The organism is Enterococcus raffinosus (genome assembly GCF_018917525.1).
Taxonomy (GTDB): domain Bacteria; phylum Bacillota; class Bacilli; order Lactobacillales; family Enterococcaceae; genus Enterococcus_A; species Enterococcus_A raffinosus_A.
Genome location: NZ_JAHLOS010000001.1, coordinates 1 through 18,634 on the forward strand (window position 1 = coordinate 1; position 18,634 = coordinate 18,634).

At 40.3% G+C, this 18,634-nt stretch carries 19 protein-coding genes; all 19 read left to right on the forward strand.

Annotated features, from left to right (window positions below):
• Positions 1-246: 246 nt before the first annotated feature.
• The 19 genes from KQI58_RS00005 to phoU all read left to right on the forward strand — a co-directional run bounded on the left by KQI58_RS00005 (position 247) and on the right by phoU (position 18,524).
• Entirely contained in the window at positions 247-1,551 is a 1,305-nt protein-coding gene (locus tag KQI58_RS00005; RefSeq protein WP_216405348.1) for a DEAD/DEAH box helicase, read from the forward strand.
• A 193-nt stretch (positions 1,552-1,744) separates the two neighbouring features.
• A complete protein-coding gene (locus KQI58_RS00010; RefSeq protein ID WP_253295697.1) occupies positions 1,745-2,206 on the forward strand; it encodes a ComF family protein in 462 nt (153 codons plus the stop codon).
• 138 nt (positions 2,207-2,344) lie between these two features.
• The gene (hpf, locus tag KQI58_RS00015; protein ID WP_067622946.1) at positions 2,345-2,890 is read left to right on the forward strand and encodes a ribosome hibernation-promoting factor, HPF/YfiA family; all 546 of its coding nucleotides are present in this window, start codon (positions 2,345-2,347) and stop codon (positions 2,888-2,890) included.
• A 267-nt stretch (positions 2,891-3,157) separates the two neighbouring features.
• On the forward strand, positions 3,158-5,689 hold the full coding sequence (gene secA / locus KQI58_RS00020; RefSeq protein ID WP_216405352.1) for a preprotein translocase subunit SecA: 2,532 nt from the start codon (positions 3,158-3,160) through the stop codon (positions 5,687-5,689).
• Between the two features lie 193 nt (positions 5,690-5,882).
• Positions 5,883-6,993 (forward strand): peptide chain release factor 2 gene (gene prfB, locus KQI58_RS00025; RefSeq protein WP_216405354.1). Its coding sequence is split into 2 segments (ribosomal slippage): positions 5,883-5,954 and positions 5,956-6,993, totalling 1,110 coding nucleotides; the frame shifts between segments, so codons are not numbered across the junction.
• Between the two features lie 97 nt (positions 6,994-7,090).
• Entirely contained in the window at positions 7,091-7,780 is a 690-nt protein-coding gene (gene ftsE, locus KQI58_RS00030) for a cell division ATP-binding protein FtsE (protein WP_016181267.1), read from the forward strand.
• Positions 7,773-8,657: a permease-like cell division protein FtsX gene (gene ftsX, locus KQI58_RS00035; protein ID WP_216405913.1), complete on the forward strand. Its 885-nt coding sequence runs from the start codon at positions 7,773-7,775 to the stop codon at positions 8,655-8,657. Before ftsE ends, ftsX begins: the two co-directional genes overlap by 8 nt.
• 361 nt (positions 8,658-9,018) lie before the next feature.
• On the forward strand, positions 9,019-9,282 hold the full coding sequence (locus tag KQI58_RS00040; RefSeq protein WP_253295699.1) for a DMT family transporter: 264 nt from the start codon (positions 9,019-9,021) through the stop codon (positions 9,280-9,282).
• 48 nt (positions 9,283-9,330) lie between these two features.
• Positions 9,331-9,768: a GNAT family N-acetyltransferase gene (locus tag KQI58_RS00045; protein ID WP_216405356.1), complete on the forward strand. Its 438-nt coding sequence runs from the start codon at positions 9,331-9,333 to the stop codon at positions 9,766-9,768.
• A gap of 60 nt (positions 9,769-9,828) precedes the next feature.
• Positions 9,829-11,277: a cardiolipin synthase gene (gene cls, locus KQI58_RS00050; protein WP_216405358.1), complete on the forward strand. Its 1,449-nt coding sequence runs from the start codon at positions 9,829-9,831 to the stop codon at positions 11,275-11,277.
• 126 nt (positions 11,278-11,403) lie between these two features.
• The gene (locus KQI58_RS00055; RefSeq protein ID WP_216405360.1) at positions 11,404-12,252 is read left to right on the forward strand and encodes a phosphate ABC transporter substrate-binding protein PstS; all 849 of its coding nucleotides are present in this window, start codon (positions 11,404-11,406) and stop codon (positions 12,250-12,252) included.
• A 70-nt stretch (positions 12,253-12,322) separates the two neighbouring features.
• The gene (locus KQI58_RS00060) at positions 12,323-13,099 is read left to right on the forward strand and encodes a helix-turn-helix domain-containing protein (RefSeq protein ID WP_216405361.1); all 777 of its coding nucleotides are present in this window, start codon (positions 12,323-12,325) and stop codon (positions 13,097-13,099) included.
• Positions 13,100-13,167: 68 nt separating this feature from the next.
• On the forward strand, positions 13,168-13,560 hold the full coding sequence (locus KQI58_RS00065) for a VOC family protein (RefSeq protein ID WP_216405369.1): 393 nt from the start codon (positions 13,168-13,170) through the stop codon (positions 13,558-13,560).
• 6 nt (positions 13,561-13,566) lie between these two features.
• Positions 13,567-13,821, forward strand: a complete 255-nt coding sequence (locus KQI58_RS00070) for a helix-hairpin-helix domain-containing protein (protein ID WP_216405372.1) — start codon at positions 13,567-13,569, stop codon at positions 13,819-13,821.
• A gap of 249 nt (positions 13,822-14,070) precedes the next feature.
• Complete coding sequence (pstC, locus tag KQI58_RS00075; protein ID WP_016181276.1) at positions 14,071-15,003, forward strand: phosphate ABC transporter permease subunit PstC; 933 nt, start codon at positions 14,071-14,073, stop codon at positions 15,001-15,003.
• Positions 14,996-15,883: a phosphate ABC transporter permease PstA gene (gene pstA / locus KQI58_RS00080; protein ID WP_216405374.1), complete on the forward strand. Its 888-nt coding sequence runs from the start codon at positions 14,996-14,998 to the stop codon at positions 15,881-15,883. Before pstC ends, pstA begins: the two co-directional genes overlap by 8 nt.
• A gap of 72 nt (positions 15,884-15,955) precedes the next feature.
• Positions 15,956-16,756: a phosphate ABC transporter ATP-binding protein PstB gene (gene pstB / locus KQI58_RS00085; RefSeq protein WP_216405376.1), complete on the forward strand. Its 801-nt coding sequence runs from the start codon at positions 15,956-15,958 to the stop codon at positions 16,754-16,756.
• Positions 16,757-17,071: 315 nt separating this feature from the next.
• A complete protein-coding gene (gene pstB / locus KQI58_RS00090) occupies positions 17,072-17,827 on the forward strand; it encodes a phosphate ABC transporter ATP-binding protein PstB (RefSeq protein WP_216405378.1) in 756 nt (251 codons plus the stop codon).
• Between the two features lie 19 nt (positions 17,828-17,846).
• Complete coding sequence (phoU, locus tag KQI58_RS00095) at positions 17,847-18,524, forward strand: phosphate signaling complex protein PhoU (protein ID WP_216405380.1); 678 nt, start codon at positions 17,847-17,849, stop codon at positions 18,522-18,524.
• Positions 18,525-18,634: the final 110 nt, after the last annotated feature.

The window sequence follows — 18,634 nt, forward strand, 5'->3', positions numbered from 1 at the left end:
CATCATTTTTAACCCCTCCTTTACTGGACTTCTCTCTTTTAAGTATAACTTGAAAAAAGCAAAAAAAGAGGCACAAATTCGAACTGTTCCGAGTTTGTGCCTCTTTATAAAAATCAAGTGCCTTAAGTTAATGACATTGCAAGTAATTGCTGCGCTTTTTTGGTCTTTCTAAGATCAAAAGATGTTTCATAATCAAAAAAATCTTACAGCCATTTGCGTATCTTTCTGAAAAAGGGGAAGATGTAAATGGAGCTGACTGGTCAGCGTTTATTATTAAAGGAATGGTGTACGTTTTATCCTCAGGCTGATTTGACGCAGGCTGAAAAAATTCCTGCAATGGTGAAGCTTAATAAGGATTGGGTGTGTCAGCGATGTGGTGAAGTCTCTCAAGAAAAGGTACCCGCAGGATTTTTCTACTGTCCGGCTTGCTTGACCTTGGGACGTGTGGATAGTAATAGTTCGCTGTATTTCTTTCCTATTAAAAAGGCCGTTCCGAAAAAAGTGGTTCTCACCTGGTCGGGAATACTTTCAGATGCGCAGCAGAAAATTGCTGATGCTTTACTTAAGGATCAGCTTAAGGGGTGTTCCTTTCTGCTTTGGGCAGTCACTGGCGCGGGGAAAACAGAGATTCTTTTTCCGCTTTTAAAGAGTCTTTTAGAGAAAGGCAAGCGAATTGCTGTGACTTCTCCGCGGGTAGATGTTTGCAATGAAGTTTTTCTTCGCTTTCGCCAAGCCTTTCCTGATGAAAAAATTAGCCTTTTTCATGGACAGGAACGAAAAGATGCAGGCGATCAGTTTGTCGTGTGCACCGTTCACCAGCTTTTACGTTATCACGATTTTTTTGATTTAGTGATCGTTGATGAAGTCGATGCTTTCCCCTATGCTGAGGACCCCTTACTGCATCGAGCAGTAGACACCGCGCAGAAAAGAGAAGGAAAACGTGTGTATTTAAGCGCGACACCGGATAAGGCGTTAAAAAAGACTGTTGATCGGGTTTATTATTTGCCAGCACGTTATCATCGCCGCAAGCTGCCCGTTCCGCAAGTGTTGTTCTCTTGGCGCTTAGAGAAATACTTACTTGCAGGTCAATTGCCAAAGAAGGTTCTGACTAAAATAACCGATTTGCTAGAGAAAAACAATGTTCTATTTTTTTGTCCCAATATCTCTTTACTGACAAAAATAGCAACATTTATCCAAGATATATTCTCAGATATTCGGTTGACGACGGTTTTTTCACAGGATCAGGAACGTCTAATTAAGGTTGAAAATATGCGTGCAGGAAGGTATCAATTACTTTTAACAACGACTATTCTTGAACGTGGAGTAACCTTTGAAAGAGTATCGGTCATCGTATTGCAGGCTTCTCATCGTGTCTTTAAAAAATCCGCACTGGTGCAGATTGCTGGTCGAGCGGATCGTAAAGGAGAGTATTCACAGGCAGAGGTGATTTTTGTTACCAGTGAACAAACCACATCAATCAAATCAGCAATTAGGGAAATTAAAAAGAACAATCAGCAAGCGTTAAGGGAAGGCTTGATCAATGCGCTGTAGCTGCTGTCAAAAAGAACTGGTGAGTAATCTTACCATACGAGAACTGTTTCACTCTGCAAGTTTGAGGTGTTATCACTGTGAGAAGTTATTTACAAAAATTGATCAAGCCACTTCTTGTCCAGGCTGTGGGCGCCCAGAGTCACCAGAACTGTGTTCGGATTGTCGTTTATGGCAGCAAGAGCTTGGTTTTGTAATGAAAAATAGAAGTCTTTTTCAATATGATGAAGGCTTTCGCAAGTGGATCGAAGCCTATAAATTTACTGGAGATTATCGTTTGCGCGGAGCATTTGTCAATGAACTCGAACAATTTCTGCACAATTATCGAGACTATTTAATTTGCCCACTGCCGCTTTCAAAGGAACGATTTGAACAAAGGGGCTTCAATCAGGTTCGCGGCTGTTTAGAACTGACGAAACTGCCCTTTAAAGATTTGCTGCAACGCAAGGAACTAGCTCCGCAGTCAGAAAAATCACGTAAAGATCGCTTGGAAATGGAGCAGCCATTTGAGTTAAGGGTAGCAAATGGAAAAATTAGAAATCAAAAAGTTTTATTAGTGGATGATGTTTATACAACGGGGCGGACGCTTTTTCATGGTGCGGAATTGCTTTTTAGAAATGGCGTGGAAACGGTGGAAAGCTTGACTTTTGCACGTTAAAATGTATCGTTTTTGATTATGAAATTGATAGCGATTTACTTTGCAAAAGGATTAGATTTCGATATAATAGAGTTAAGAAGAAGAGGTAAGAGTGGTCCTTCCTTATCTTCAGTTGGCAAGACGAAAGGGGCAATACGTATGTTCAAATATAATGTTCGTGGGGAAAACATCGAAGTTACTGAGGCTATCCGCAATTACGTTGAAAAGAAAGTAGGAAAGTTAGAACGCTACTTCACTGATGTTCCGGACGCAACTGCTTATGTCAATTTAAAAGTATACACAGAAAAAACGGCAAAAGTTGAAGTAACGATTCCATTACCTTACTTGGTTCTTCGGGCGGAAGAAACTTCACCAGATTTATATGCAAGTATTGATTTGGTTGTGGATAAATTAGAACGTCAGATCCGCAAATTTAAAACAAAAATTAATCGCAAAGCTCGTGAAACGGGCGTGCCTGAACGTGAAGTCGAAGTGTTAGTGAACGCAGAAGATTCAGAAGAGTCTGAATTAGAAATCGTTCGTACAAAACGTTTGTCATTGAAACCAATGGGCAGCGAAGAAGCTGTTTTACAAATGAACATGCTTGGACACAACTTCTTCATTTTTGAAGATGCTGAAACAAATGGTACAAGCATTGTTTACCGTCGTAAAGATGGTAAATACGGCTTAATTGAAACAGATTAATAAGCGTTTATCGCCTTCCAGCAGCTGCTGGAAGGTTTTTTATTTTCATTGAAAATAAAGTTTTGGGATATAGAGCCTTTTTTTGCGAGAATTGTCCTTGATTCTCCTTGACCCTAAAGAAAATCACAAAAAAAGATTAATCATTACATAAGTCGCGCTTTATTCGCCGCGAGAAGTTTCTTTTCTCAAGGACTAATGATAAAATATACTAGCGGGTTTCTATCAAAAAATAGAAAATGAAAAGAAATAAAGGAGTAAGGTAAACGAATGGCAAACTTTCTGAGACGAATGATTGAAAATGATAAAAAAGAATTAAAACGATTGAGCGGGATTGCTGACAAGGTCGAAGCCTTTTCTAGCGACATGGAAAAATTGTCGGATGGACAATTACGTGGCAAGACCGAAGAATTTAGAGGACGTTACCAAGCGGGAGAAACGCTGGATGACTTATTACCAGAAGCTTTTGCGGTAGTTCGTGAAGCAGCGAAGCGTGTTCTGGGGCTATATCCTTATCACGTCCAATTAATGGGCGGGATTGTTCTGCATGATGGGAATATTCCTGAAATGAAAACCGGTGAAGGTAAAACGTTGACAGCAACGATGCCGGTTTATTTGAATGCCTTGACTGGTGAAGGTGTCCACGTCGTAACAGTTAATGAATACCTAGCTACACGTGACTCCACAGAAATGGGTGAATTGTATAACTTCCTAGGTTTAAGCGTTGGGTTGAATATCAATTCAAAAACCTCTGATGAAAAACGTGAAGCATACAATTGCGACATCACCTACAGCACGAATAATGAACTTGGCTTCGACTACTTGCGTGACAACATGGTGGTTTACCAAAGCCAAATGGTTCAACGTCCATTAAACTATGCGATTGTCGATGAAGTAGACTCGATCTTGATTGATGAAGCGCGGACACCATTGATTATCTCTGGTGCAGCTGAAAAATCAACAGCTCTTTATACACGAACTGATAATTTCGTAAAACGTTTGAAAGAGGATGAAGATTTCAAGATCGATATCCAATCGAAGACGATCGGGCTGACTGAACAAGGGATTGAAAAAGCAGAAGAAAACTTTGGTCTAGAAAACTTATACGACTTAGACAATACTGCGTTGACTCATCACTTAGATCAGGCATTGCGAGCAAACTTCATTATGATTCGCGATATTGATTATGTGGTGCAAGAAGGTAAAGTTTTAATCGTTGACCAATTTACTGGACGGATCATGGATGGTCGTCGTTACTCTGACGGTCTGCATCAGGCGATTGAAGCAAAAGAAGCGGTTGAGATCGAAGACGAAACTAAAACGATGGCAACCATCACCTTCCAAAACTATTTCCGGATGTATAAAAAATTAGCCGGGATGACAGGTACGGCCAAAACAGAAGAAGAAGAATTCCGTGAAATTTATAATATTGAAGTAATTCAGATCCCGACAAACCGTCCGATTATTCGGGAAGACCATGCAGATTTGTTGTATCCAACTTTGGAAAGCAAGTTCCATGCAGTGGTACAAGATATCAAAGAACGTCATCGCAAAGGCCAACCAATCCTAGTTGGTACAGTTGCTGTTGAAACATCTGAACTGCTTTCAAGTATGTTAGATCGCGAAAAGGTACCACATGAAGTCTTAAATGCGAAAAACCACTTTAAAGAAGCAGAAATTATCATGAACGCTGGACAAAAAGGCTCGGTAACAATCGCAACCAATATGGCGGGTCGAGGAACTGATATCAAGTTAGGCCTTGGGGTCGTTGAATTAGGTGGTCTAGCTGTAATCGGTACTGAACGTCATGAATCTCGTCGTATTGATAATCAGCTTCGTGGACGTTCAGGTCGTCAAGGAGATCCAGGGGTTTCTCAATTCTACCTTTCATTGGAAGATGATTTGATGAAACGTTTTGGTTCTGAACGGATCAAAGCTTTCTTGGATCGCATGAAGGTTGAAGACGAAGATGCCGTGATCCAAAGTAAAATGCTGACTCGTCAAGTAGAATCTGCTCAAAAACGAGTAGAAGGAAATAACTATGACACGCGTAAAAATGTCTTGCAATACGATGACGTGATGCGGGAACAACGGGAAGTCATTTACAAACAACGTCAAGACGTTATCATGGGCGAAAAGGATTTGTCTCCGCAATTGTTGAACATGGTGCGTCGGACAATTTCTCGTGTGGTTGACAGCCATACGCAATTAGAAAAAGATAATTGGAATCTTGAAGCTTTGGCTGATTTTGCCGGAACAACCTTGGTTCATGAGGATTCTGTTTCAAAAGCTGATTTTGAAGGCAAAACACCAGAAGAAATGAAAGATTATTTATATGGTCGCGCCAAAGAAGTATTTGACACAAAAGTATCGCAATTGCAAAGTCCAGAACAATTGCTGGAATTTGAAAAAGTGGTCATCTTGCGTGTGGTGGATACGAAATGGACAGATCATATTGATGCGATGGATCAATTGCGTCAATCAGTCGGCTTGCGGGCGTACGGACAAAATAATCCGTTGGTAGAATACCAAACAGAAGGCTACAAGATGTTTGAAGATATGGTTGGAGCCATCGAGTTTGAAGTAACACGTCTATTCATGAAAGCGGAGATTCGTCAAAATGTCCAACGGGAACAAGTTGCTCAAAATCAACAAGAGCATCCTGTAGAAGCAGACGGAGATCCGAAGAATTTGACCCATACTAAGCAAAAGCCGGTTCATGTGGAAAAAGTTGGTCGGAATGATCCATGTCCATGCGGCAGTGGTAAAAAATACAAAAACTGCCATGGTAAGGGACAATAATTTTCTACGATAAGTAAGGAACCTTCGGAACGGGACATAGCTGCTATGTCTCGTTCTTTGCGAGTTCGTTCGACTGTGATATTATTCTATCTTTACAAGTTGTCACAGGATCTTTAAGAATGTATATAATAAGATTTAGTTTTGAATGGTTGGTTTTACGGATAATTCTATCCGGAAGAAAGAAGGAATAGATTTGGAAAACGCAGAAATACGTAATTTGTTAGATACGATGCAAGAGCAAGTCGCAAGCTTCAGGGGGTCTCTTTGACCTAGAGCAGTTAGAAGAGGACATCGCCGAAGCTGAAAATCAAATGTCTGCACCAGGCTTTTGGGATGATTCGGAAAAAGCGCAGGCCTTGATCAATCGCAACAACACGGCGAAAGAAACCTATGATCAATTTCAAGCGATCGCTGGCGAAACAGATGAATTAAACCTGATGTGGGAAATGCAGCAAGAAGAGTTTGATAGCGATCTGCAAGAGGAGCTGGAAGAACGTTTAATACAATTGCAGGAAAAGATATCTGGATTTGAGTTGTCGCTATTATTAGATGCTCCTTATGATAAAAACAATGCGATTGTTGAATTGCATCCGGGTGCTGGTGGAACAGAATCACAGGATTGGGGCTCCATGCTTTTACGGATGTATACGCGTTGGTCTGAGCAGCATGGTTTTTCAGTTGAAACAATTGATTACCAATCAGGTGATGAGGCTGGGATCAAGAGTGTCACCTTGATGATCAAGGGAACGAATGCTTATGGCTATTTGAAATCAGAAAAAGGGGTTCATCGGTTAGTGCGAATCTCGCCGTTTGATTCAGCGAGTCGTCGTCATACTTCTTTTTGTTCTGTCGAGGTCATGCCTGAATTAGATGAAAATATTGAAGTTGAGATCAATCCAGATGATTTGAAGGTCGATGTTTATCGAGCTAGTGGAGCAGGTGGTCAGCATATCAATAAAACATCTTCAGCCGTACGGATTACGCATTTGCCTACTGGTACAGTTGTTGCCAGCCAAGCGCAGCGCTCACAATTCCATAATCGCGAGACCGCGATGCAAATGCTGAAAGCAAAACTTTATCAATTAGAAATTGAGAAGAAGGAACAAGAAGCAGCCGCGTTACGTGGAGAGCAAAAAGAAATTGGTTGGGGCTCGCAAATTCGTTCTTATGTTTTTCATCCTTATTCTATGGTGAAGGATCACCGTACCGAGTATGAGACGGGAAATGTGCAGGCAGTGATGGATGGCGAGTTGGATCCTTTCATTGATGCTTACCTGAAATGGCGCTTGGCACAAGAGTCCTAAGTTTAAAATGAAATCTAATTGTAAAGTTATGAAAGCCTGTTGCAATGTTGGCATGCTATAATAGCAAAGAATTTAAGAGGATTTGGAGAGATAAAGCATGATTGAAATGCAGGATGTAACAAAAAAATATCCTAATAAGACAACAGCTGTGCGTGGGATTTCGGTCCGTATCGATCAAGGTGAGTTCGTCTATGTCGTTGGTCCCTCTGGTAGCGGAAAATCTACCTTTATTAAGTTGATGTATCGTGAAGAAAAAGCCACATCGGGGAAAGTGTTAGATGTTGCCCGTCATGATTTATTAAAGATCAAAAATAAAGAAGTGCCTTATTTACGTCGTGATGTCGGCGTCGTTTTCCAGGACTTCAAATTACTGCCTCGTAAAACGGTCTATGAAAATGTAGCTTATGCTATGCAAGTAATCGGTCGTAAACCGCGGGATATCAAAAAACGTGTTATGGAAGTTTTAGACCTTGTTGGTTTGAAACACAAAGTCCGCGTATTCCCAAGTGAATTATCTGGAGGAGAACAACAACGGGTATCGATCGCACGAGCAATCGTGAATACACCGAAAGTGTTGATCGCCGATGAACCGACCGGAAATTTGGACCCAGATACTTCTTGGGAAATCATGCATCTATTAGAACGAATCAATAATCAAGGGACGACGATCGTAATGGCAACCCATAACAAAACGATCGTAGATACCATGCGCCATCGTTTGATCGCGATTGAAAATGGCTTGATCGTTCGAGATGAAGCGGAAGGAGAATACGAGTTTGATGATTAGAAATTTCTTCCGACACTTGTTGGAAAGTATCAAGAGTGTGAAGCGTAATGGCTGGATGACTCTAGCATCAGTCAGTGCCGTAACAATCACATTGACGATGGCGGGAATTTTCATGGCTTTGATCATGAACGCGACAAAATTGGCCCAAGATGTTGAAGGCAATGTTGAAGTAACAGTCTTTGTTGATATTGGTACGAAAGAAAAAGAATTAAAAGAATTAAAAACCGAGTTGCAAGATATCAGTCATGTGGATAAAGTGACGTATTCAAGTAAGCAAGAGCAATTAAAGAAATTGCAAAAACAAATGGGTGATGCCTGGGACCTATTCGAAGGCGACAGCAACCCGCTCTATGATGTGTATGTTGTAAAAGCAACTGATGCCCAATATATTCGTCCCGTGACTCGTGAAGCGAGCCAATTAAGCAATGTCTTCCGAGCAAATTATGGCGGAAATTCAGCCGATCGGATTATTCAAATGGCGAAAGTTGTCAGAACTTGGGGCTTAGCCGCTGCGGCATTATTAGTCTTTGTAGCTATTTTCTTGATTTCGAATACGATTCGAATCACGATTATTTCACGTAAAACAGAGATTCAAATCATGCGTCTGGTAGGTGCGAAAAATGGTTATATTCGTTGGCCGTTCTTCCTTGAAGGCGGATGGATTGGATTGATTGGTTCCATTGTGCCAATCTTGATCTTAACTTATGGTTACTCACAGGTTTATGGCTTAGCTGCCCCTTATCTATTGCAATCTAACTTAGAATTGCTGCGTCCAAACCAAATCGTATGGATATTAGATATCACGATGGCGGTCGGCGGGTACTTGATTGGTTCATTAGGATCAGTTATCTCGATGCGTCGTTTCTTAAAAATCTAACAAATCAAAGCTTCTTCGAAAAATTTCGGAGAAGCTTATTTTTTGCCTCAATTAGTAAAAAATCCTATCCCTTGATTTTTTTGCTAAAAGCTCCTAGAATGAATATCAATTGAATAAAGCGCTACCGAGCAAGGGAGCCAATTTCATTAGGTCATTGAAGAAATTGGACTCCCTTGTTTTGCGTGTTCAGCTTTTCACAGTTTAATGAACTGAAGAGGGTTGGGAATACTAAATGTTCCAACGGTTTCGTTGAACCGTATGCGTAGTGAAAATTTAGATTATTAATCGAGGGGGAATTTTTATCATGGCATGGGTATCATTAATTGTAGCAGGAGTTTTTGAAATGTTTTGAGCAACAACGATGAAATTGAGCGAAGGTTTTAGTAAAGTGAATTATTCACTTTTGACAATAATTGGTATGATAGCCAGTTTCTATTTTTTATCGAAGTCATTACATTCGTTACCGATGAGCTTAGCCTATCCAATTTGGACAGGGATTGGCGCTGTCGGCTCCATTTTAATTGGTGTTTTTTTATTTAAGGATCATTTGTCGCTTCTGACTAGTTTTTTTGTTGTGCTTTTAATTATAGGAATTATTGGAATCAAGGTTACTAGCGGACATTAAGCAGAAAGTAGGTTAAACTATTTTTAGCAAAAGTTCGGGGAGGATCTTATGATTAAAACAACGGATGAACTAACACCACAAGAACTATTGACAATAATGCAGGCTCGTACTGCAGTTTTTGTTGTTGAGCAGGAGTGTCCTTATCAAGAAGTCGATGAGGCTGATCGATCGGCGTTGCATGTGTGGCTCGAAGAAAATGGCAGATTGCAGGCCTATGCACGAATTTTAACTGAAGAAGAAACGATCCATTTTGGCCGTGTATTAGTCGTTAAAGAATATCGCGGACAGCAATTAGGACGAAAAATCGTGTCGAAAACACTAAATGAAATTGAGACTCGGTATCCGAATCGCCCGGTGGTCATTTCGGCACAAGCTCACTTAGCTGATTTTTACCACTCGTTTGGTTTTGAAAAAAATTCTGAGGTTTATTTAGAAGATGGAATCCCTCACATAGAAATGATTTTTAGAAATGGAAAAAATCACTAACGCCGATTGTTTACAATCTGTATTATCTCGGCTATCCTTTAGTAGAAGGAGTGTGGGAAGATGTCATTTGTGACAGGGCACTTGGGATTACTTTTCCTGATTATCAATACTATTTTATCATTTATCATTGTTTTTCGAGAACGTAAGGATACGGTCAATACGTGGGCGTGGCTATTAGTTTTGACGTTTATCCCCGTTCTCGGGTTTATTTTATACGTCTTTTTTGGAAAGGGAATCTCCAAGGAACGGATCTTTGATTTAAAGATGCAGACCAAAATCGGGATGAACGTCGAGGTCCAACAGCAACAGCGGGCACTAGCACGAGGCCTTTTTCCAAAACCGACAACGAACCAAGTCGATCCGAAGCAGTTGATTTATATGCTGACGATGTTTGAGAGTTCGTTGTATACCACCAATAATGAGGTCATACTTTACATTGATGGACGTGAGAAGTTTGATGCTTTAATTAAGGATATTAATCGGGCAAAGTACCATATTCATATGGAATACTATATTTATCGCGCAGACGAGTTAGGACTTGAAGTTCGGGAAGCTTTAGTAGCAGCTGCTTTACGTGGTGTAAAGGTCCGTTTGCTCTTAGATGCTTGGGGATCAACGCAAGTCAATCGCCGTTTTCTTTCTCCGTTGATCGAAGCTGGCGGAGAAGTCGATTTTTTCTTTCCGCTATTTTTACCGTATTTGAACCCGCGAATGAATTATCGTAACCATCGAAAAATTGTCGTAATTGATGGCGAAATTGGGTATACGGGCGGCTTTAACGTTGGCGATGAGTATCTTGGCTTAGTCGAAAAATTTGGGTATTGGCGGGATAATCATCTACGTATTCATGGTCATGCTGTGTATACGTTGCAGAACCGCTTTTTAATGGATTGGAATTCTCAGCAGAAACACGAGCTGGTCTATCAGCCTGATTATTTTCCTGAGATTGAATCAGAAGGAAAATTAGCGTTGCAAATGGTGAGCAGCGGGCCAGACAGTGAGCATGAGCAGATTAAATTGACTTATTTAAAAATGATCAATTTAGCAAAAAAAGAAATCTTGATTCAGACACCCTATTATATCCCGGACGCACCAATTCACGAGGCATTAAAGCTGGCACTATTATCGGGAGTCAAGGTACGGATGCAAATTCCGAATAAGCCGGATCATATTTTAGTTTATTGGGCAACGTACTCCTTTGCGGCTGAATTACTGGAATATGGGGCAATTATCGAAACCTATGAAAATGGTTTTATTCATGCGAAGACAATGATCATCGATGGTGGTATTGCTTCGGTCGGGTCAGCCAATATTGATGTTCGTTCATTCAAGTTGGATTTTGAAGTAAACACGATTGTTTATGATGCAGAATTTGCTGAGGAAATACGTGACGCTTTTTATAAAGATTCGATGAAATCTGAGCTTCTTACACAGGAAAAATATGATCAACGCGGGATTATTATTAAGTTCAAAGAGGGAATTGCACGTTTGATTTCACCACTTCTGTAAAAATCATTTGCGCTTTCATGGGTTGATAGTATAAAATGAACTAGCTTGTTTAGTGAATCTATCGTTTAGAAAATGATAATGTTAAAACGAATAAGGATTACTTTAAAATGAATAAGGAGATTTTTCATGAAGAAATGGTTAATTCCTCTTTTAGGTACGCTTTTACTTTTGTCCGGTTGTTCGAAATGGATCGATCGCGGCGAATCAATTACTGCTGTCGGATCATCGGCCTTGCAGCCTTTAGTTGAAACAGTGGCTGAAGAATATCAAAGTAAAAATCCTGGCAGATTCATCAATGTTCAAGGTGGAGGAAGCGGTACGGGGCTGAGTCAAGTCCAATCAGGTGCGGTTGAGATCGGAAACTCTGATTTATTTGCGGAGGAAAAAAATGGCATTGATGCGAATAAATTAGTTGATCATAAAGTAGCGGTCGTTGGGATTACGCCGATTGTCAATAAAGGTGTTGGCGTAACCAACATTTCGTTAGAGAATTTGCGTAAGATTTTTCTTGGCGAAATCAAAAACTGGAAAGAGCTTGGCGGGAAGGAACAAGAAATCGTTATTCTAAACCGAGCAAGCGGAAGTGGGACACGTTCTACTTTTGAGCAATGGGTCTTAGATGGAAAAACAGCGATACGTGCCCAGGAACAAGATTCAAGCGGAATGGTTCGCCAAATTGTTGCTGACACACCTGGTGCTATCAGTTATACAGCTTTTTCATATGTTACAAAAGAAGTTCAAACACTGAATATCGATAATGTTGAACCGACAGATGAGAATGTGACGACCAATCGTTGGAAAATTTGGGCCTATGAGCATATGTATACCAAAGGAAAGCCAACAGAGCTAGTTGCCGATTTTCTTGATTATATGCTTTCAGATGAAGTTCAAGGAAAAGTCGTTTCTCAGCTTGGGTATATTCCGATCTCTGAAATGAAAGTTGAACGTGATTGGCAGGGAAATGAAATAAAATAAGTTGAAATACCGTTTCGAAAGTTTTCGAGGCGGTGTTTTTTTATAATGGGTGAAATAGGAGGGATGAAAGATGTACTATCCAATTCAACTGCCTTTTTTGTTAAATGAAGAGTTTACGCGTGTCATGATTTATTATGAAAAAGTAGTGCCTGAATGTAAGGAGTTTGTCTTGTGTTTTTGGTCGATGTGGTCGAAAGCACAGGATCAAGTTCGTGTGAAGAACGTAATCATCGCAGATGGCTGTATTGATCTGATTGTGGACTTCGACCAAAAGATGATTTTTTTCACAGGAAATCAACAAACCGATTTTGATTATGAAATTGAGACACCGGCACGCTTTTTTGGTGCTCGCATGATGCCTGGGGCTTTTCATCAATTAACTGGTTTATCAGCAGAAGCGGCAATGGATGCCTTCATTTTACTACAGGATATTTTTGATGATTTTGATCAGAAACAGTTTTTTACAAATACATTTGAGAAAGCGCAAGAAATTTTTCAAAGCTATTTGATGAAAAAATTCGAAGAGTTGCAGCCCAATGAGTTTACTCAGCTTTTTCCGCGATTGTCTCAAGCAATCCCACAAACCACAAAAAATTTGTATGAGCTGCTTTATTTTAGTCCGCGTCAATGCCAACGTGTCTTTATGAAAAATTTTGGATTAACACCTAAAATGGTTTTAAGCATTCTGCGTTTTCAAAAATGTTTGGAGATACTGACCTCGGAGCAAGCAAAGCCTGCAGATATTTTAGCAGTCACGAATTATTATGACCAACCGCATTTTAACAAAGATTTTAAACATCATTTAGGAATCACACCGCTGGAATTGATGGCCCGATATAAAAAGTGACGCATTTTTACAATACGTTTTTACTTGTCCTTGATAAAATTAGGCTATAAATTGAGGAGGCGGTTAGAATGTACAAAAATATTACAACGAATTTAATGGTAGCAAGTGTGGATGCATCGGTGAAGTTTTATCAAGAGGTTTTAGGACTAGAAGTGGTGGCTTCTGTTCCAGCGAAGGATCAGACATTACAATTTGCGATTCTCGCTAAAGAAGCCATGACATTGATGCTGCAGGAAAAAGGGAATTTAAGTGAAGAGTATCCGATATTAGCTGCGGAAAAAATTCAACCATCTATCACATTGTATATTACGGTTGAAAATTTTGAGGAATTCTATACGACTATTAAAAGTAACTATCCAATTTATACCGAACCCCATGCGACATTTTACGGAGCAAAGGAATTTGCCATTACAGATCCGGATGGGTACGTGTTGACCTTTACTGAGTATAAAGAAGGGTGATCAAAGATGAAAAGTGATCTACAAGCGATCCCGGGTATTGGAAAAAATATGGCGCAGCATTTAATCGATGCGGGTTATCCGACTGTTGAGTCATTGAAAAATCAAGATCCTGAGGAGATCTATCTAAAGGATTGCGTGAATAAGGGAGAGAAAGTCGATCGTTGCGCCTTGTATGTTTATCGTTTAGCCGTGCATTATGCGGAACACGATGGTGTACTTCCGCGGGATAAGCAGAATTGGTGGGATTGGAAAGATAGCTAAACAATAAGAAAAAGTCTCGTGAAACATCACGTTCAAACTTTGCCAGTCTTTGGCTTAGCTTGATCGTGTTTTTTTGTTTTCAAGCAGTTCAGTTGCGGTGATGCTCTCATCTGGTTTACACTTTCTTTACAAATGTCATGGAAGCGTTACAGGAGGTTAAAAAGAAATTGATTTTCAACAGGTAAAATGATTTTGTTGGTTTGTAAAAAACCGAATGGATTAGTTTGTAGGAATCAGGAGGAGTAGGCCTTGGAAAATGAAGATGTAAAAAAAGCGCTGACGACAAAATCAAAGCGCGCGAGAATCGAACAACGAGGACGCTTTGTTAGTTTTATTTGTATCGCATTGATCGTGTTTGTTGTTGGAGCAATTTTTTATTTTGTAGCAAGCAAAGGGTTATCAACCTTTTTTGTAGATAAGATTAATGTGTTTGACTTTTTATTTGGAACGGTTTGGAATCCTAGTGCAACAGGACCAGATGGCAAGCCGCTAGTTGGTGCTTTACCGATGATCTTAGGATCGTTTATGGTTACCTTTTTATCGGCTATTGTAGCAACGCCTTTTGCGATCGGTGCTGCGGTCTTTATGACTGAAATTTCTCCAACTAAAGGACAGCGGTTTTTACAGCCGGTCATTGAATTACTTGTAGGGATTCCTTCAGTTGTTTATGGATTTATCGGTTTAACAGTGATCGTACCATTTATTCGTTCGATTTTTGGCGGTACGGGATTTGGGATCTTATCTGGGACATTTGTTTTGTTCGTTATGATCTTACCAACCGTAACTACGATGACCGTGGATACGTTAAAATCAGTACCGCGTCATTATCGTGAAGCCTCACTGGCTCTTGGTGGCACACGCTGGCAAACAATTTACAAAGTTGTCTTGCGTGCGGCAATACCAGGAATTTTGACTGCGGTCGTTTTTGGGATGGCTCGTGCTTTTGGTGAAGCCTTAGCGATCCAAATGGTGATCGGGAATGCGGCATTGATGCCAACAAGCCTGACCACTCCAGCATCGACATTGACTTCGATTTTGACAATGGGAATCGGAAATACGATTATGGGCACAGTAGAAAATAATGTTCTGTGGTCATTGGCATTGATTCTATTATTCATGTCTTTAGTTTTCAATATCTTGATTCGCTACATTGGAAAGAAGGGGGAGATCAGCAATGGATAAAGCAAAACGTGCAGATAAAATCGCAACGGGCATTCTATATGCCGTCTCTGGCTTGATTGTCGCAATCTTAGCTTTTCTGTTACTTTATATTTTGATTCGCGGTTTGCCGCATGTTTCGTGGGAGTTCTTGACCTCGCCTTCGAAGGCTTATCAAAAAGGCGGCGGGATCGGAATTCAATTATTTAACTCGATCTACTTATTGCTGATAACGATGATTATTAGTCTTCCTATTTCGTTAGGCGCAGGCATTTATTTGTCTGAATATGCGAAGAAAAACTGGGTTACCAATGTTATTCGCACGTCGATCGAAATTTTGAGCTCGCTACCTTCAGTGGTTGTTGGTTTGTTTGGCTTCTTGATTTTTGTTATTCAATTTGGTTATGGCTTTTCAATCCTTTCAGGTGCGTTGGCTCTAACATTGTTTAACCTGCCATTATTAACAAGAAATATCGAGGAATCACTAAGAGCGATTCATTATACGCAACGGGAGGCAGGCTTGGCTTTAGGCTTGTCACGTTGGGAGACCGTTACAAAAATTGTCGTACCAGATGCTTTGCCAGGAATTTTAACCGGGGTTATCCTAAGCTCTGGCCGAATCTTTGGCGAAGCGGCAGCCTTGATCTATACAGCTGGACAAAGCGCGCCAGCTTTGGATTTTACCAACTTCAATCCATTAAGCGTTTCGAGCCCGTTAAGCATTTTCCGGCAAGCAGAGACTTTAGCTGTGCACATATGGAAGATTAACACTGAAGGAACGATGCCTGATGGGACTTCTGTTTCAGCGGGGGCTTCGGCGGTCTTAATCTTGGCAGTCTTATTGTTTAACTTCGGAGCACGAGCAATCGGTAAGCGACTGCATCGAAAAATGACCTCAGCTTAAAATAGTTACCTTAGTAGGAACTAGGATGTCAGTTCTGCTTTTCGCAGGAAATATCGAACTAGGAGAAATGCAATGAAAGAATATAATTGGGAAGAGCGTAACATCATCAGAATGCCTGGTGAAATCGCCTTGCATACGGAAGATTTACATGTTTATTATGGGGATAATGAAGCCATTAAGGGTGTTGATCTTGAATTTGAAAAAAATAAAATCACCGCTTTGATTGGGCCTTCGGGTTGTGGGAAATCAACTTATCTACGTTCGTTGAATCGGATGAACGATGGCATTGCCAGCGCCAGCGTGACTGGCAAAATCGTATATAAGGATGTTGATGTCAACGCCTCAAATATCGATGTTTATGAAATGCGCAAACGTATTGGCATGGTGTTCCAGCGTCCGAATCCTTTTAGTAAATCGATTCGCGACAACATCACTTTTGCGTTAAAGCAGCACGGGATGCGTGATAAACAGCAATTAGAAGAAGTGGTTGAAACAAGTCTGAAGCAAGCGGCTTTATGGGATCAAGTAAAGGATAATTTAGATAAAAGTGCCTTGGCTCTATCTGGGGGTCAGCAACAACGTCTATGTATTGCACGAGCTATTGCAATGAAGCCGGATATTTTACTATTAGATGAGCCCGCTAGTGCGTTGGACCCAATCTCAACAGGTACCGTCGAAGAAACCCTGGTTCAATTGAAAGAAAACTATACGATCATCATTGTGACCCATAATATGCAGCAAGCAGCTCGGATCAGTGACTATACCGCCTTTTTCTATTTGGGCCATGTTATTGAGTATGACGAAACAGCCAAAATCTTTACGCGACCGAAAATCCAAGCTACAGAAGATTATGTATCAGGTCACTTTGGTTAATATCAGTTCCTCTTTTGCAGTTGGTAATAATTGAGTAAATTACTTTATAAGTAGCCGAAACATACTAAATACAACCTAGAGGAATGATATACGGCTTGAAGATCAGACTAATTTTTCTGGAAAGAAAAATTAATTCCTAAATATGAAAAAGGATGTCAGTTCCTCTTTTCGCAGTTTGTAATAATTGAAAGAGGTATATAATGAGCAGCCGAACCATACAAAAACCAACCTAGAGGAATGATATACGGCTTGAAGATCAGACTAATTTTTCTGACAAGAAAAATTAATTCCTAAATATGAAAAAGGAGCGAACGAATGTCGAAAATTATTACTTCCAAAGACCTTCATTTGTATTATGGCAAAAAAGAAGCTTTGAAGGGCATTGATATGGAAATAGAAAAAGGCGAGATTACAGCGATGATCGGACCATCCGGTTGCGGCAAGTCGACCTATTTGCGTTCGTTGAATCGAATGAACGATTTGATTCCCGGCGTGACAATTACTGGTAGCGTGATGTACAAGGACAAAGATATTTACAGTCCGAAGACAGACACAGTTAAATTGCGGAAAGAGATCGGTATGGTGTTCCAACAACCAAATCCTTTTCCATTTTCGATTTACGAGAATGTCATCTATGGGTTAAAATTAAAGGGTGAAAAGGATAAAAGCAAACTTGATCAAGTCGTGGAAGAAAGCTTGAAGGCTGCGTCGGTTTGGAATGATGTCAAAGATAAGCTGCATGAGAGTGCGTTATCCTTATCCGGTGGACAACAGCAACGGGTTTGTATCGCACGAGTATTAGCGGTCAATCCGGAAGTGATTCTAATGGATGAACCGACAAGCGCATTGGACCCAGTTTCAACAGGAAAAATCGAGAACATGCTATTGGAATTAAAAGAAAATTACACGATTATTATTGTTACCCACAATATGTCACAGGCATCACGGATCTCAGACCGCACTGCTTTCTTCTTACAGGGCGAGCTGATCGAGTTTGATAAAACCAAGAAGATATTCTTAGATCCAGCAAAACAAGAAACCGAAGACTACATTTCAGGAAAATTTGGCTAGAGATAAAAGGAGGGCAACGATGTTACGTACACAATTTGAAGAAGAGCTGTTAAATCTTCACAATCAGTTTTATGAAATGGGCATGATGGTTTCAAGCGCCGTGCACAAATCAGTCCGTTCATATATTGACCATGATAAGAAATTAGCACAAGAGGTTATTGATCATGATATCGAAATCAATGACATGGAAGTCCGTTTGGAGAAAAAAAGTTTTGAAATGATTGCCCTGCAGCAACCAGTTACGACAGATTTGCGCACGATCATTACGATCATGAAGGCCAGCTCTGACTTGGAACGCATGGGGGATCACGCGGTGTCAGTAGCGAAATCAACGATTCGTCTAAAAGGCTTACCGCGGATATTAGAAGTTGAAAAAGAGATTAATGAAATGTCTAATTACGTGAAGAAAATGGTGGACAATGTTTTAATCGCCTACGTGAAGACAGATGAAAAGGATGCTCGCATGATCGCAAAAATGGATGAGCGGGTTAATGATTATTTCCAAAAAATCTATGATATGACGACCAATACGATGGAAAAAGAATCTGATACCATCATCAGCGGAACGGATTATCTACATGTTGCAGGTTACCTAGAACGCGTGGGTGATTATGTGACGAATATCTGTGAGTGGATCGTTTACTTAGCCACAGGAAAAATTACTGAGTTGAACAGTAATCGCAACGAAAATTTTTAAATCTTATGCCAGTTAGAAAAAATCTAGCTGGTTTTTTTACATTTTAAATAGGAAGAAACACAATCTTCAGAAAGTCGGATAAAAAGATGGGTCTTTAGTCCTATGACAAA

Coding starts and splice junctions, on each gene's coding strand:
- KQI58_RS00055 (WP_216405360.1), top strand. CDS start 11,404: ATGAAGAAATGGTTAATTCCTCTTTTAGGTACGCTTTTACTTTTGTCC.
- KQI58_RS00010 (WP_253295697.1), top strand. CDS start 1,745: ATGAAAAATAGAAGTCTTTTTCAATATGATGAAGGCTTTCGCAAGTGG.
- KQI58_RS00065 (WP_216405369.1), top strand. CDS start 13,168: ATGTACAAAAATATTACAACGAATTTAATGGTAGCAAGTGTGGATGCA.
- secA (WP_216405352.1), top strand. CDS start 3,158: ATGGCAAACTTTCTGAGACGAATGATTGAAAATGATAAAAAAGAATTA.
- cls (WP_216405358.1), top strand. CDS start 9,829: ATGTCATTTGTGACAGGGCACTTGGGATTACTTTTCCTGATTATCAAT.
- KQI58_RS00045 (WP_216405356.1), top strand. CDS start 9,331: ATGATTAAAACAACGGATGAACTAACACCACAAGAACTATTGACAATA.
- phoU (WP_216405380.1), top strand. CDS start 17,847: ATGTTACGTACACAATTTGAAGAAGAGCTGTTAAATCTTCACAATCAG.
- KQI58_RS00040 (WP_253295699.1), top strand. CDS start 9,019: ATGAAATTGAGCGAAGGTTTTAGTAAAGTGAATTATTCACTTTTGACA.
- pstA (WP_216405374.1), top strand. CDS start 14,996: ATGGATAAAGCAAAACGTGCAGATAAAATCGCAACGGGCATTCTATAT.
- pstB (WP_216405376.1), top strand. CDS start 15,956: ATGAAAGAATATAATTGGGAAGAGCGTAACATCATCAGAATGCCTGGT.
- KQI58_RS00060 (WP_216405361.1), top strand. CDS start 12,323: ATGTACTATCCAATTCAACTGCCTTTTTTGTTAAATGAAGAGTTTACG.
- hpf (WP_067622946.1), top strand. CDS start 2,345: ATGTTCAAATATAATGTTCGTGGGGAAAACATCGAAGTTACTGAGGCT.
- KQI58_RS00005 (WP_216405348.1), top strand. CDS start 247: ATGGAGCTGACTGGTCAGCGTTTATTATTAAAGGAATGGTGTACGTTT.
- KQI58_RS00070 (WP_216405372.1), top strand. CDS start 13,567: ATGAAAAGTGATCTACAAGCGATCCCGGGTATTGGAAAAAATATGGCG.
- pstB (WP_216405378.1), top strand. CDS start 17,072: ATGTCGAAAATTATTACTTCCAAAGACCTTCATTTGTATTATGGCAAA.
- ftsE (WP_016181267.1), top strand. CDS start 7,091: ATGATTGAAATGCAGGATGTAACAAAAAAATATCCTAATAAGACAACA.
- ftsX (WP_216405913.1), top strand. CDS start 7,773: ATGATTAGAAATTTCTTCCGACACTTGTTGGAAAGTATCAAGAGTGTG.